Source organism: Streptomyces sioyaensis, from assembly GCF_004122735.1.
GTDB classification, from domain to species: Bacteria; Actinomycetota; Actinomycetes; order Streptomycetales; family Streptomycetaceae; genus Streptomyces; species Streptomyces sioyaensis.
The window spans coordinates 1-12,253 of sequence record NZ_SDIF01000155.1 but is presented as its reverse complement, the minus strand read 5'-3'; the positions used below and the strand labels follow the sequence as shown (position 1 = coordinate 12,253).

The 12,253-nt window shown below is 71.7% G+C and carries 13 protein-coding genes; 7 read left to right on the top strand and 6 right to left on the bottom strand.

Annotated features, from left to right (window positions below; genetic code table 11):
• Positions 1 to 45: 45 nt before the first annotated feature.
• Positions 46 to 858 carry a SigE family RNA polymerase sigma factor gene (locus EST54_RS30790; protein WP_129250986.1) on the bottom strand — a complete coding sequence of 271 codons (813 nt, stop codon included), beginning with the start codon at positions 856 to 858 and terminating at the stop codon, positions 46 to 48.
• A gap of 225 nt (positions 859 to 1,083) precedes the next feature.
• Between EST54_RS30790 and afsQ1 the strand changes: the two genes are divergently transcribed.
• The 5 genes from afsQ1 to EST54_RS30765 all read left to right on the top strand — a co-directional run bounded on the left by afsQ1 (position 1,084) and on the right by EST54_RS30765 (position 5,045).
• Positions 1,084 to 1,761 carry a two-component system response regulator AfsQ1 gene (gene afsQ1, locus EST54_RS30785; protein ID WP_026169550.1) on the top strand — a complete coding sequence of 226 codons (678 nt, stop codon included), beginning with the start codon at positions 1,084 to 1,086 and terminating at the stop codon, positions 1,759 to 1,761.
• A gap of 77 nt (positions 1,762 to 1,838) precedes the next feature.
• Positions 1,839 to 3,545, top strand: coding sequence for a sensor histidine kinase (locus EST54_RS30780; protein WP_239013102.1), 1,707 nt, complete (start codon positions 1,839 to 1,841; stop codon positions 3,543 to 3,545).
• Positions 3,542 to 4,168: a hypothetical protein gene (locus EST54_RS30775; RefSeq protein WP_239012754.1), complete on the top strand. Its 627-nt coding sequence runs from the start codon at positions 3,542 to 3,544 to the stop codon at positions 4,166 to 4,168. Before EST54_RS30780 ends, EST54_RS30775 begins: the two co-directional genes overlap by 4 nt.
• Positions 4,169 to 4,234: 66 nt before the next feature.
• On the top strand, positions 4,235 to 4,789 hold the full coding sequence (locus EST54_RS30770) for a VanZ family protein (protein ID WP_161989335.1): 555 nt from the start codon (positions 4,235 to 4,237) through the stop codon (positions 4,787 to 4,789).
• Between the two features lie 46 nt (positions 4,790 to 4,835).
• On the top strand, positions 4,836 to 5,045 hold the full coding sequence (locus tag EST54_RS30765; protein WP_129250984.1) for a PspC domain-containing protein: 210 nt from the start codon (positions 4,836 to 4,838) through the stop codon (positions 5,043 to 5,045).
• Between the two features lie 152 nt (positions 5,046 to 5,197).
• On the opposite strand, the gene EST54_RS30760 is transcribed toward EST54_RS30765, so the two are convergent.
• Positions 5,198 to 5,482 carry a hypothetical protein gene (locus EST54_RS30760; protein WP_129250983.1) on the bottom strand — a complete coding sequence of 95 codons (285 nt, stop codon included), beginning with the start codon at positions 5,480 to 5,482 and terminating at the stop codon, positions 5,198 to 5,200.
• 142 nt (positions 5,483 to 5,624) lie between these two features.
• Positions 5,625 to 6,785: an adenosine deaminase gene (locus EST54_RS30755; protein ID WP_129250982.1), complete on the bottom strand. Its 1,161-nt coding sequence runs from the start codon at positions 6,783 to 6,785 to the stop codon at positions 5,625 to 5,627.
• Between the two features lie 103 nt (positions 6,786 to 6,888).
• Here EST54_RS30755 and EST54_RS30750 point away from each other — a divergent pair, with 103 nt between their 5' ends.
• Entirely contained in the window at positions 6,889 to 7,695 is an 807-nt protein-coding gene (locus EST54_RS30750; protein WP_129250981.1) for an alpha/beta hydrolase, read from the top strand.
• Positions 7,696 to 7,722: 27 nt separating this feature from the next.
• On the opposite strand, the gene EST54_RS30745 is transcribed toward EST54_RS30750, so the two are convergent.
• Positions 7,723 to 8,703: a LysR family transcriptional regulator gene (locus EST54_RS30745; protein ID WP_129250980.1), complete on the bottom strand. Its 981-nt coding sequence runs from the start codon at positions 8,701 to 8,703 to the stop codon at positions 7,723 to 7,725.
• Positions 8,704 to 8,798: 95 nt separating this feature from the next.
• Here EST54_RS30745 and EST54_RS30740 point away from each other — a divergent pair, with 95 nt between their 5' ends.
• On the top strand, positions 8,799 to 10,118 hold the full coding sequence (locus EST54_RS30740) for an MFS transporter (RefSeq protein WP_129250979.1): 1,320 nt from the start codon (positions 8,799 to 8,801) through the stop codon (positions 10,116 to 10,118).
• A gap of 78 nt (positions 10,119 to 10,196) precedes the next feature.
• On the opposite strand, the gene EST54_RS30735 is transcribed toward EST54_RS30740, so the two are convergent.
• On the bottom strand, positions 10,197 to 10,790 hold the full coding sequence (locus EST54_RS30735) for a Uma2 family endonuclease (RefSeq protein WP_129250978.1): 594 nt from the start codon (positions 10,788 to 10,790) through the stop codon (positions 10,197 to 10,199).
• Positions 10,791 to 10,887: 97 nt separating this feature from the next.
• Complete coding sequence (locus tag EST54_RS30730) at positions 10,888 to 12,165, bottom strand: thymidine phosphorylase (protein WP_129250977.1); 1,278 nt, start codon at positions 12,163 to 12,165, stop codon at positions 10,888 to 10,890.
• Between the last annotated feature and the right edge of the window lie 88 nt (positions 12,166 to 12,253).

The following is a 12,253-nucleotide window of genomic DNA, read 5'->3' as shown; positions in this document are numbered from 1 at the left end:
CCCTCGGGCTTCCCCCCGGTCCCCCTCGGGCTTTCCCCCCGTCCTTCAGGCCACCAGCTCGCCGAAGGACTCCTCCTCGTCACGGCCGAAGCTGAGGGCCTCGTCCTCGCGCAGCCGGCGCAGGGCGCGCCAGATGCTCGACTTGACCGTGCCGACACTGATGTTGAGGATGTCCGCGATCTCCGGGTCCGTGCGGCCCTCGTAGTAGCGCAGTACGAGCATGGTGCGCTGGGTCTCGGGCAGCCGGACCAGCGCCTGCCACAGCACGGCGCGGAGTTCGGTGCCGCGCATCGCGTCCACGTCGCCCGCCGTCTCCGGCAGTTCCTCGGTCGGGTATTCGTTGAGCTTGCGCCGGCGCCAGGCGCTGATGTGCAGGTTGGTCATGGTGCGGCGCAGGTAGCCGCCGAGCGCCGCCTTGTCGCTGATCCGGTCCCAGGCCCGGTAGGTCGAGAACAGGGCGCTCTGCAGCAGGTCCTCGGCCTCGTAGCGGTCACCGGTCAGGTGGTAGGCGGTGGCGTACAGGGAGGCGCGGCGCTCCTGGACGTAGGCGGTGAAGGCCGCTTCGGCCTCCGCCGCCTCCGACGCGGAGCGCCGTTCCCCCGTGGCCTCCCCGTACTCCGTTCCCCCGTTGTTCCCCCCGTGGGCGGCGTCTCCCAGGCGCTGCCCGTTTCCCCCGTTGAGCGTCACGGTCGTCGCGTCGATGGCCACCCGGTAGGGCGTCCGCTGACGTCCGGGGCCGCGGGTGCACGCTCCCCGCAGGGAGGTGGCCCCTGCGATGCCGGACTTCTCGCTGTTCCTGACGACGTCGTGGAGTCGCGTGATAACTGCGCTGTTAGTGGTGCCGTGCAGTGTGTTCATCGCGCGCCCCCCGTCGTAGAGCCAGCTCGTTCGGTGTGTCCCGGTTGTTGATCTCTCCCGGTGCCCAAAAGACTGCCAACCCAGTTTCATCGCGTTGTCCGCCGACTGTCACAGGCCTGTCACAGGGGCCGGTGCGGCGCGTCGCGGGGGTGCGAGGGGTACGGGCCTTGTGTACGAGAGCGCCACTGGTCGATGTCGCGGCGCCCCATGGGACAGAATGGCTGAGTGCCTTTCCTGTTGCTGATCGAGGACGACGACGCCATCCGCACGGCCCTCGAACTCTCGCTGTCCCGCCAGGGTCACCGTGTGGTGACCGCGGCGACGGGCGAGGACGGCCTGAAGCTGCTGCGTGAGCAGCGCCCGGACCTGATCGTGCTGGATGTGATGCTGCCGGGCATCGACGGCTTCGAGGTGTGCCGGCGGATCAGGCGGACGGACCAGCTGCCCATCATCCTGCTCACCGCGCGTAACGATGACATCGACGTCGTGGTGGGGCTGGAGTCGGGCGCCGACGATTATGTGGTCAAACCGGTGCAGGGGCGGGTGCTGGACGCCCGGATCCGGGCCGTGCTGCGCCGTGGTGAGCGGGAGTCGAGCGATTCGGCGACGTTCGGCTCGCTGGTGATCGACCGCTCGGCGATGACGGTCACCAAGAACGGCGAGGATCTGCAACTGACACCGACCGAGCTGCGGTTGCTGCTGGAGCTGAGCCGCCGGCCGGGGCAGGCGCTGTCCCGCCAGCAGCTGCTGCGGCTGGTGTGGGAGCACGACTATCTCGGTGACTCGCGGCTGGTGGACGCGTGTGTGCAGCGGCTGCGGGCGAAGGTGGAGGACGTGCCGTCCTCGCCGACGCTGATCCGTACGGTCCGCGGTGTCGGCTACCGGCTGGATTCGCCGCAGTGAGGGAACGTTCCGCGGACGGCGCCACGGAGGAGGAGGCCACGGGCGGCGGGGGCGCGCCCGCGGGCGGCCGGCGGGCGCTGCGGCTGCTGCGCCGGGCGTCGGGGCTGCTGCGCTGGACGAGTCTGCGGCTGCGGCTGGTGGTGGTCTTCGCGCTGGTGGCGCTGACCGCGGCGGTGTCCGCGTCCGGTATCGCCTACTGGCTCAACCGCAACACCGTGCTGGACCGCACCCAGAATGCCGTCCTGAACGACTTCCGCAAGGCGCTGGAGGACAGCACCCGGTCGCTGCCGCTGCGTCCGCGCTGCGCCGAACTCCAGGACGCGGCGCGGCAGATGGCGGCCGGGCCGCAGAATTACGCGGTGCTGCTGATCGGTGTGGACCGCAACGGCAAGGACTGTGCGGCCACCACCGACAAGGATCTGCTGACGCTCACCACCGTGCCGGCGTCGCTGCGTACCGCCGTCAACGAGGCACGTCCGGTCGATGAGTCCAACCGCTATGCGCACCATCTGTACTGGCAGCGCAAGGAGGTCGCGGACACCCCCTATCTGGTGGCGGGGGCGAAGGTGACCGGCGGCGGCCCCACCGGCTACATGATCAAGTCGCTGGCCGCCGAGCAGCAGGACCTCAATTCGCTGGCCTGGTCGCTGGGGATCGCGACGGCGCTGGCGCTGGTCGGCTCGGCGCTGCTGGCGCAGGCCGCGGCGACGACGGTGCTGCGGCCCGTCCAGCGGCTGGGGCATGCGGCGCGGCAGCTCGGCGAGGGGCGGCTGGACACCCGGCTGCGGGTGACCGGCACCGATGAACTCGCGGACCTTTCGCGGACGTTCAACCGTACGGCGGAGCGGCTGGAGCTGCGGGTCGAGGAGCTGAGCGGGCGGGAGGCGGCGTCCCGGCGGTTCGTCGCCGACATGTCGCACGAGCTGCGGACGCCGCTGACCGCGATCACCGCGGTCTCCGAGGTGCTGGAGGAGGAGGCGGAGTCCCTCGATCCGATGATCGCGCCCGCGGTGCAGCTGGTGGTCAGCGAGACCCGGCGGCTGAACGACCTGGTCGAGAATCTGATGGAGGTCACCCGCTTCGACGCGGGCACGGCCCGGCTGGTGCTGGACGATGTCGATGTCGCGGACCAGGTGACCGCCTGTATCGATGCCCGGGCGTGGCTGGACGCGGTCGATCTGGATGCGGACCGCGGCATCGTGGCCCGGCTGGATCCGCGGCGGCTGGACGTGATCCTGGCGAATCTGATCGGCAACGCCCTCAAGCACGGCGGCTCGCCGGTGCGGGTTTCGGTCCGCACCGAGGACGCGGCGGGTGCCGGGGCGGGCGGCCGGACGGGCAGCACAGCCCTCAGTGCTGTCGACGCGGCGGGCCCGTCGGCCGGGCCGGAGGCGGAGAGCGGGGCGCAGGCCGGTGCGGGGGACGGCGGGCCGGAGCGGTCCGGGCACGGCGCGGAGGCGGGGCGGCCCGGGAGCGGGACGCTGGTGATCCGGGTACGGGATCATGGCCCCGGCATCCCGGAAGAGGTCCTTCCGCACGTCTTCGACCGCTTCTACAAGGCGAGCGCCTCCCGGCCGCGGTCGGAGGGCAGCGGTCTGGGCCTGTCGATCGCGCTGGAGAACGCGCACATCCACGGCGGGGAGATCACCGCGGCCAACCTCCCCGAGGGCGGCGCGGTCTTCACACTGCGGCTGCCGATGGACGCCTCCCCGCTGGCGGGCGGCGACCGGGAGCGCGGCCGGGACGACGGCGGGGCGGACGAGGGCACGGAGGGCGACCGATGACGCCGACCAGGCGGACAGGGCGGCGCGCCTGCGCCGTGGCGGCGCTCGCGCTGGCCGTCGCGGGCTGCGGGATCCGCGGTACGTCCGTCCCCGTCGACGCGGGCGGCGCGCCGTCCCGGGTGAGCTGCAAGGCGCCGGCGGCCGGGACTGCGCCGGGCCCGCCGGGCACCACGCAGGCCACCGTCTATCTGGTGTGCGGTTCGGCGCTGGCGCAGGTGGAGCGGACGGTGACGCTGCCCAAGGAGTCGCCGGACGCCGATCCGCGGCTGCCGACCGCCCGTGCGCTGCTGACCGAGTTGCAGCAGCGGCCCTCGCCCGACGAGGAGAAGGCCGGGTTCAGCAGCGCGCTGCCGGCGCATCTGAAGGTCACGGGGCCGCGGTCCGGTGATCCGTCGGATGCGCTGCGGCTCAGCATCCGGCCGGACGATCTGCCGTCCTTCGCACTGGCGCAGCTGGTGTGCACCTACGGCGCGAGCACGGCGCTGGGCCGGACCCATGCGGCGGTGCTGGGCGGGCCGGGCGACGATACGGCGCACCGCTTCGACTGTTCGGCCGATGTGCTGGCCAATCCGGACATTGCGGAGAATGCCGGGTGGGGGGACCCGCTGTCGGACGTGGGGTGAAGGGGCGGGCCAAGACGGGTGCAAGGGGGCGGAACCGCGGCCCCCGCTCGCGGCGTCCTGGGCTGTGTGCAGCGTCATGGCCCCGGCACCACCGCCGCCCCCCGTATGCGCGTCACCGGACTCCTTCTCCTCGTGGCGCATCTGCTGATCGTCAGCTGGCTGACGCTGCGTCCTCGTACGGTGCCGTGGGTGCCGGCCGCGAATCTGGAACCCCTGGCGACGATCCGCGCCGAGCTGGCGCTCGGCCCGTCGTGGCAGGCCGTCCAGCATCTGGGCGGCTCGGTGCTGCTGCTGGCGCCGCTGGGGGTACTGCTGCCCCTTTCAGCGGGCCGGCTGAACGTTTCACCTCTGGTGTCGTTCGCCCGGACCACGTTCGCCGGGGCGATGATCGCGCTGGCCATCGAGCTGCTGCAGTCAGGGGTACCCGGACGGGTCCCGGACATCGACTCGGTGCTGCTGGGCACGCTCGGGGTGGCCCTGGTGCATCTGACGGTCGTCCCCGGGGCCCGGCGCCGGCTCCGCCGCCGGGAGGAGCGGCTCAGGGGGCGGACCCCGAGGATCCCCAGGGTCGAGGTGGCTCCGCAGGCTGATGTTCTCTCCGGCGGCCGGACCTACCGTTGAGACATCGGGACACACCGTCCCACCACGTCACAAAGGAGTCGCCGTCATGGCTACCGCCCTGGTCCGTCCCCGCAACAACCGAATGATCGCCGGAGTGTGCGCGGGCCTGGCCCAGCGCTTCGGCACGACACCGACGACGATGCGCGTGATCTTCGTGCTGTCGTGTCTGCTGCCCGGCCCGCAGTTCCTGGTCTACCTGGCGCTGTGGATACTCCTGCCCTCCGAGGACCGGGCCAAGGCCGCCACCTCCTGGTGACCTGGCCGGCCGGCGGCTCCGGGCCGGGCCGCTCGCCGCACGCCCGGCCCGCTCCCCCCGCCGCACAGCACTGCCCCGGCCGTACGCCCGAGGGCGTAGGACCGGGGCAGGGTGCCCTGCGCGTCCCTCACGGGACGGGCCTGGGGGGAGGTTCAGCCACCGAGGGGGAGGTTCTTGGTGACGGCGCTGGTCGGCAGGCCGCCCAGCAGCTTGTTGCCCTGGGAGTTCATCTTGGTCTTGACGTCGTTGCCGGCCGACTTGGTCTTGGTGAGACCGGAGACGGTCTTGGCGGCGTCCTTCACCGGCAGGCTGTGCAGCACGCCGGTGGTGTCCCCGGCGGCGACCGCCGGGGCCGCGCTGGCGACGCCCGCGGCGGTGACGGCGAAGGCGGCGCCGAGGGCGGCGACACCGAGAGTCTTGATGGTTCCCTGCTTCATCGAATTACGTCCTCGTTGATGGGGGCTTGACCGGCCAATCAACCTACTGATGTGCCAACCGGCGCCGCAAACAGCCGCGGCGAATGCAAAAACGGCCGGTGGACAATCCACCGGCCGTTGCGCTATATGCTCGCGCTTTCCCTTACGCAGGGTCAGAATCACTGCTCACAGCGGGCGTCGTGCCGGCCGGGCGGAACAGCCATTCGGCCCGGAGTTCCGCATAACCGGGCTTGATGACGTCATTGATCATGGCCAGGCGTTCATCGAAAGGAATGAACGCTGATTTCATCGCATTGACTGTGAACCACTGCATGTCATCGAGCGTGTATCGAAATGTCTTGACCAGGTGCTCGAATTCGCGGGACATGTTCGTCCCGCTCATCAGCCGGTTGTCGGTGTTGACGGTGAGCCGGAACTGCAGCCGGCGCAGCAGGCCGAGGGGGTGCTCCGCGTAGGACGGGGCGGCACCGGTCTGGAGGTTGGAGGTCGGGCACATCTCCAGCGGGATGCGCTTGTCCCGTACGTACGAGGCGAGCCGGCCGAGCTTGACCGAGCCGTCGTCGGCGACCTCGATGTCGTCGATGATCCGGACGCCGTGGCCGAGGCGGTCGGCGCCGCACCACTGCAGGGCCTGCCAGATGGACGGCAGGCCGAAGGCCTCACCGGCGTGGATGGTGAAGTGGTTGTTCTCCCGCTTGAGGTACTCGAAGGCGTCGAGGTGGCGGGTGGGAGGGTAGCCGGCCTCGGCGCCCGCGATGTCGAAGCCGACGACGCCGGTGTCGCGGTAGCGGTTGGCGAGTTCGGCGATCTCCAGGGCGCGGGCGGCGTGCCGCATGGCGGTCAGCAGGGCGCCGACGCGGATGCGGTGGCCGTTCTCCCGGGCCCGCCGCTCGCCCTCGCGGAAGCCCTCGTTGACGGCCTCGACGACCTCTTCGAGGGTCAGCCCCTGCTCCAGGTGCTGCTCGGGCGCGTAGCGGACCTCGGCGTACACGACGCCGTCGGCGGCCAGGTCCTCGGCGCACTCGGCGGCCACCCGGGCCAGCGCGTCGCGGGTCTGCATGACGGCGCAGGTGTGCGCGAAGGTCTCCAGGTAGCGCTCCAGCGAGCCGGAGTCGGCGGCCTCACGGAACCAGACCCCGAGCTTTTCCGGGTCGGTTTCGGGCAGTTGCTCGTAGCCGGACTCGCGGGCCAGCTCGACGACGGTGGCGGGGCGCAGGCCGCCGTCCAGGTGGTCGTGGAGCAGCACCTTGGGGGCGCGGCGGATCTGTTCACTGGTCGGAAGGGTGGTGGTCTCGCTCGTCATTTCGGCACTCTAGCCCCTACGCGCGTAGATAGCGCCGAACGATACGCAACAGTGACCCGTCCGCAGGGTGGCGGGCACCCCACCATCTGCCATCGTTCTGGTCATGGCTCAGCAAGCACTGCCGGTGCGCGAAGCCCGGCTGGGAAAACCGCTGGGAACGAGTGGCAGGGACGGGGTGCGCGAGGCGCTCCGGTGGAGGGGTGGTGGCGGCCGGGAGGTCAGCGGGGTGGCACTGCTGCTGCCCGGCGGCGGGCCGACGGGGGTGCGGCGGCCGTCCCCGGTGTCGGCGCTGGCGATGCGTCCGCTGGCGCGCCGGCTGGCGAAGGCGGGGCGGCCCGAGGGCTTGACCGCCCATGTCGTGCGCTACCGCCACAGCGGCTGGAACGGGACCGCGGCCCATCCGGCAGGCGATGCGGCCTGGGCCCTGGAGGAGGTCGTGCGCCGCTACGGCGATGTGCCGGTCTGCCTGGTGGGGACGGGCATGGGCGCCCGCGCCGCGCTGCACGCCGCCGGCCATCCGGCCGTCAACTCCGTGCTGGCGCTGGCTCCTTGGCTGCCCGACCCGCGGCAGGACCGGGCGCAGCCCGATCCGGTCAAACAGCTCATCGGCCGGCAGGTCCTGCTGGTGCACGGCACCAACGACGAGCGCACCGACCCCGATCTGTCCTACCGCTACGCCGAGCGCGCCAAGAAGGTCAACCGCGACACCTGCCGCTTCGAGGTGCACTCCGACGGCCACTCGCTGCACCAGCACCGCGGCGAAGTCCAGGCCCTGGCGGCCGACTTCCTGCTGGGCTCGCTGTTCGCGCGGGGCTTCGCCCGGCCGGTGCGGGACGCGCTGGCCGCGCCGCCGCCGCTGGGGCTGCGGATGCCGCTGGCGGCGGGCTTCGGTGCGTCGCTGCGGCACTGAGCGCCGTGGGCCCCGGCCGCGCGCCCGTCACCTGGGCAGCAGTTTCCCCCGCCGGCTCAGCAGGAATTTCTTGAACGCGGTCACCGGCGGGGTGTCCGGGTGGCCCTCCAGCCAGGCGACGCCGATCTCGCGGACCGCCCGCGGCGCGGTGACGGTCAGCTCGGCCACCCCGGGCCGCGGCACGGCGGGTGGCGGCAGCAGCGCCACCCCCAGCCCCGCCGCGACCAGTCCGCGCAGCGTCTCGGCCTCCTCCCCCTCGAACGCGACCCGCGGGGTGAAGCCCGCCTCGGCGCACAGCGCATCGGTGATCCGGCGCAGCCCGTAGCCCGGTTCGAGGGTCACGAACAGCTCCCCGGCCGCCTCCGCGAGCCGGATCCGCTTGCGGGCGGCCAGCGGGTGGTCGTCCGGGACGACCAGGCGCAGCTTCTGCTCGTCGAGCCGGCGGGCGATCAGGTCCGGGTAGTCGGGGACCGGCGAGGTCAGGCACAGGTCGAGGTCGCCGGCGCGGAGGCGTTCGATCATGGCCTCGCCGTAGTTCTGGACGAGCTGGAAGCGCACCCGCGGGTGGTCGGCGCGGAAGGTGCGGATCAGGCCGGGCACGGTCTCCGAGCCCATGGTGTGCAGAAAGCCGAACGCCACCTTCCCGGCGGCGGGGTCGACGTCGGCCCGTACGGATTCGGTTGCCCGTTCCAGGTCGGTCAGGGCCCGTTCGGTGGAGGCGAGGAAGGCGCGGCCGGCCGGGGTGAGGGAGAGGGTGCGGCCGTGCCGGGCGAAGAGGGCGACGCCGAGGTCGTCTTCCAGGCGGACCAGGGCGCGGCTGAGGGTGGGCTGCGGGATGCCGAGTTCCAGCGCGGCGCGGGTGACGTGTTCGTGCCGGGCGACGGCGGTGAACTGCGCGAGCCGCGGGGCGAGGACGGCCGCCCAGGAGCCGGTGCCGAGCTCGGCCGCCTCCGGTTCCCCGCTGCCGCGAGCTGACGTTGCGGCGTCTTTTCTGTTGCGACCTTGCAACAGAGGCCCTCCTGACCTGCGATCATGTGTCACAGCATCGATTATGCCGTTTCCATGCATTGGACGCATGAAACACAGAGGCCTACTTTCGAACCATGCCTCCCGCTGATACCGGGGCGTCCGTCACCGACCGTGCGGCCGCCTCTCCCTTGTCGTCCACCGGCTCCTCTTCCTCCGCCGCCGCGCCCGACCCCGAGTCGGGCAAGCTGCGGCCGGGCGGCCCCGGCTACCGCCGGATGAGCTTCGCCCTCTTCGCCGCCGGAGTGGCCACCTTCGCGCTGCTCTACTCCACGCAGGCGCTGCTGCCCGCGATCTCCACCGACCTCGGGGTGAGCCCCGATCAGGCCAGCTGGACCGTGTCCGCGGCCACCTTGGGCCTGGCGCTCGGCGTGATCCCGCTGAGCGCGGTCTCCGAGCGCTTCGGCCGGCGCACGCTGATGACGGTGTCCCTCTCGGTGGCCACGCTGATCGCGCTGCTGGTGCCGTTCGCCCCGTCGCTCGGCGTCCTGATCGCGCTGCGCGGCGTCCAGGGCGTGGCGCTGGCCGGGCTGCCGGCGTCGGCGATGGCGTTCCTGGCCGAGGAGGTACGGGCCAAGGCTCTGGTGGCGGCCATCGGACTGTTCGTGGCGGGCAACAGCATCGGCGGGATGTCCGGCCGGATCGTGACCGGCTGGGTGGCCCAGGCCTGGGGCTGGCGGGCCGCGCTCGGCGCGGTGGGTGTGCTGGCCGTGGTCTGCACGGTGACGTTCCGGCTGCTGGTCCCCAAGGCCCGGCATTTCGCGGCCCGTTCGGTGGGCCCGCGGGCGCTGGCCCGCACCCTCGGCGGTCACCTCGCCGATCCGCTGCTGCGCCGGCTCTACGCCATCGGCGGGCTGTTCATGACGGTCTTCGGCGCGGTCTACACGGTCATCGGCTACCGCCTGGTCTCCGATCCGTTCAACCTCCCGCAGGGCATCATCGGTTCGATCTTCGTGGTCTATCTGGTCGGTACGGTCTCCTCGGCCGCGGCCGGCAAGCTGGTCGCCCGCACGGGCCGGCGCGGCGCCCTCTACCTGGCCGTCGGCACCACCTCCACGGGTCTGCTGCTCTCGCTGGCCGACTCCGTGTACGCCGTGCTGGCGGGGCTCATCCTGATCACCGCGGGCTTCTTCGCGGGCCACGCGGTCGCCTCGTCCTCGGTCAGCCGCACGGCCAAGACGGCCCGCGCCCAGGCGTCGGCCCTCTACCAGTGCGCGTACTACACCGGCAGCAGCCTGGGCGGTGCGCTCGGTGCCGCCGCCTTCTACGCCGTCGGCTGGGAGGGCACCGTCCTCCTCGGCCTCGCCGCGATGGTCGGCGCCGCCTCGATCACCCTCTACGCCACCCGCAAGGCCGTGGCCGAACGCCGGCTGCTCCACCTGGAGAAGGCCGCGTAACGCCCCTCAGGCCCCTCGGTCCGAAGGGCCCGTCCTGCCACCTGTCCTGGTGGGGCGGGCTCTTCGTCGTCAGCTTCCTCACCCGGCGGGGAAGAGTGCCGTATCGACGGTGACCTCGAACGGCGCGGGAAGGTGCATCTCATCGCCGTACTTCACGGTCTCGAGCACCCTGTACAAACCACCCGCCGGCTCTCCGTACAGCGTTGCGGTCGGCTTTCCGGAGTGCCAGGGATCCAACAGCAGGTACAAGGGGACACCGGCTGCCGCGTAGCCGTTCAGCTTCTCGATGCGATCATGATTCGCGTTGGAGCTGGAGGTGATCTCGACGATCAGCCGAGCCACGTCAGCTGTCCGGCGCTCACGCGGACGCGGCAGCAGCTTCTTGGGGATGACGGCCAAGTCAGGAACGAACAGCCCCTGCCTGCCGGGAACGGTCAGCCCTTGGGTCTGGTAGATCCCCCAGTCCCGGGGGATGACCGTGTACAGAAGGCGCTGAAGCTCGTCCGCTGTGTCGTTGTGGTCGCTCTCCGGCGGTGGTGCCACGGTGACGATCCCCTCGATGATCTCCACCTTGCAGCCCTCCGGGGCGTTCGTCCGCTCCCAGATCCTCAGTGCCTCTTCCCAGCCTGATGCATCAGCTCGGTGGGGGCGCTCAGCGAATACTGCTGCCATGGTGTGCTCCTCTATCGGTACGTCACCGATCCCAGCATGCCGAACGGGACCGGCACAGGTCCACCGATCCCGTTCACCCGTACGGGAAAACCCCAGGTCAGGCGATACGTTCCCGCACCACCGGGGTGGCGGCGAAGGCCGCGTCCTCGGGGCCGACGAGGACGCCGCCGTCCAGGGCCTCCAGGGCGTAGGGGAACTTCTCCGGGGTGTCGGTGTGCAGGGTCAGCAGGGGCTGGCCGGCGGTGACCGTGTCGCCGGGCTTGGCATGCATTTCGATGCCCGCGCCCGCCTGGACCGGGTCCTCCTTGCGGGCGCGGCCGGCGCCCAGGCGCCAGGCGGCGAGGCCGACGGCGTAGGCGTCGAGGGTGGTGAGGGTGCCGGAGGAGGCGGCGGTGACGACATGCTGTTCGCGGGCGACCGGAAGGGCCGCGTCGGGGTCGCCGCCCTGGGCGGAGATCATGCGGCGCCAGTGGTCCATGGCGGAGCCGTCGGCCAGTGCCTTGGCCGGGTCGGCGTCCTTGAGGCCGGCCGCGTCGAGCATTTCGCGGGCGAGGGCGAGGGTGAGGTCGACGACGTCCTGGGGGCCGCCGCCGGCCAGCACCTCGACGGATTCCCGGACTTCGAGGGCGTTGCCGGCGGTCCGGCCGAGCGGGGTGGCCATGTCGGTGAGCAGGGCGACCGTCCGCACCCCGTGATCGGTACCCAACTCGACCATGGTGGAGGCCAGTTCGCGGGCGTCATCGAGGTGCTTCATGAAGGCGCCGGAGCCGACCTTGACGTCCAGGACGAGGGAACCGGTGCCCTCGGCGATCTTCTTGGACATGATCGAGGAGGCGATGAGCGGGATGGACTCGACGGTGCCGGTGACGTCGCGGAGCGCGTAGAGCTTCTTGTCGGCGGGCGCCAGTCCGTCGCCGGCGGCGCAGATGACCGAGCCGACGTCGCGCAGCACGTCCAGCATCTCGGCGTTGGAGAGCGTCGCGCGCCAGCCGGGGATGGCCTCCAGCTTGTCGAGGGTGCCGCCGGTGTGGCCCAGGCCCCGGCCGGAGAGCTGCGGGACGGCCGCGCCGCAGGCGGCGACGAGCGGGGCGAGCGGGAGGGTGATCTTGTCGCCGACGCCGCCGGTGGAGTGCTTGTCGGCGGTGGGGCGGGGCAGGGACGAGAAGTCCATGCGCTCGCCGGAGGCGATCATCGCGGCCGTCCAGCGGGCGATCTCCGTGCGGTTCATGCCGTTGAGGAAGATGGCCATCGCCAGGGACGACATCTGCTCGTGGGCGACCTCGCCGCGGGTGTAGGCGTCGATGACCCAGTCGATCTGAGCGGGGGTCAGCTCGCCGCGGTCGCGCTTGGTACGGATGACGGAGATGACGTCCATGGACGGTTCCTTTCGAACGGGTAGGTCCGTTCTACACGCATAGACGTCGGGGTGGCCAGGGCGGGCGGGAGAGCAGAGAGGCCCGGGG

What these genes read in the sequence shown, in the direction of transcription:
- EST54_RS30790 (WP_129250986.1), bottom strand. Translation starts at nt 858, where the DNA reads ATGAACACACTGCACGGCACCACTAACAGCGCAGTTATCACGCGACTC.
- EST54_RS30775 (WP_239012754.1), top strand. Translation starts at nt 3,542, where the DNA reads ATGACGCCGACCAGGCGGACAGGGCGGCGCGCCTGCGCCGTGGCGGCG.
- EST54_RS30765 (WP_129250984.1), top strand. Translation starts at nt 4,836, where the DNA reads ATGGCTACCGCCCTGGTCCGTCCCCGCAACAACCGAATGATCGCCGGA.
- EST54_RS30760 (WP_129250983.1), bottom strand. Translation starts at nt 5,482, where the DNA reads ATGAAGCAGGGAACCATCAAGACTCTCGGTGTCGCCGCCCTCGGCGCC.
- EST54_RS30755 (WP_129250982.1), bottom strand. Translation starts at nt 6,785, where the DNA reads ATGACGAGCGAGACCACCACCCTTCCGACCAGTGAACAGATCCGCCGC.
- EST54_RS30750 (WP_129250981.1), top strand. Translation starts at nt 6,889, where the DNA reads ATGGCTCAGCAAGCACTGCCGGTGCGCGAAGCCCGGCTGGGAAAACCG.
- EST54_RS30740 (WP_129250979.1), top strand. Translation starts at nt 8,799, where the DNA reads ATGCCTCCCGCTGATACCGGGGCGTCCGTCACCGACCGTGCGGCCGCC.
- EST54_RS30735 (WP_129250978.1), bottom strand. Translation starts at nt 10,790, where the DNA reads ATGGCAGCAGTATTCGCTGAGCGCCCCCACCGAGCTGATGCATCAGGC.
- EST54_RS30730 (WP_129250977.1), bottom strand. Translation starts at nt 12,165, where the DNA reads ATGGACGTCATCTCCGTCATCCGTACCAAGCGCGACCGCGGCGAGCTG.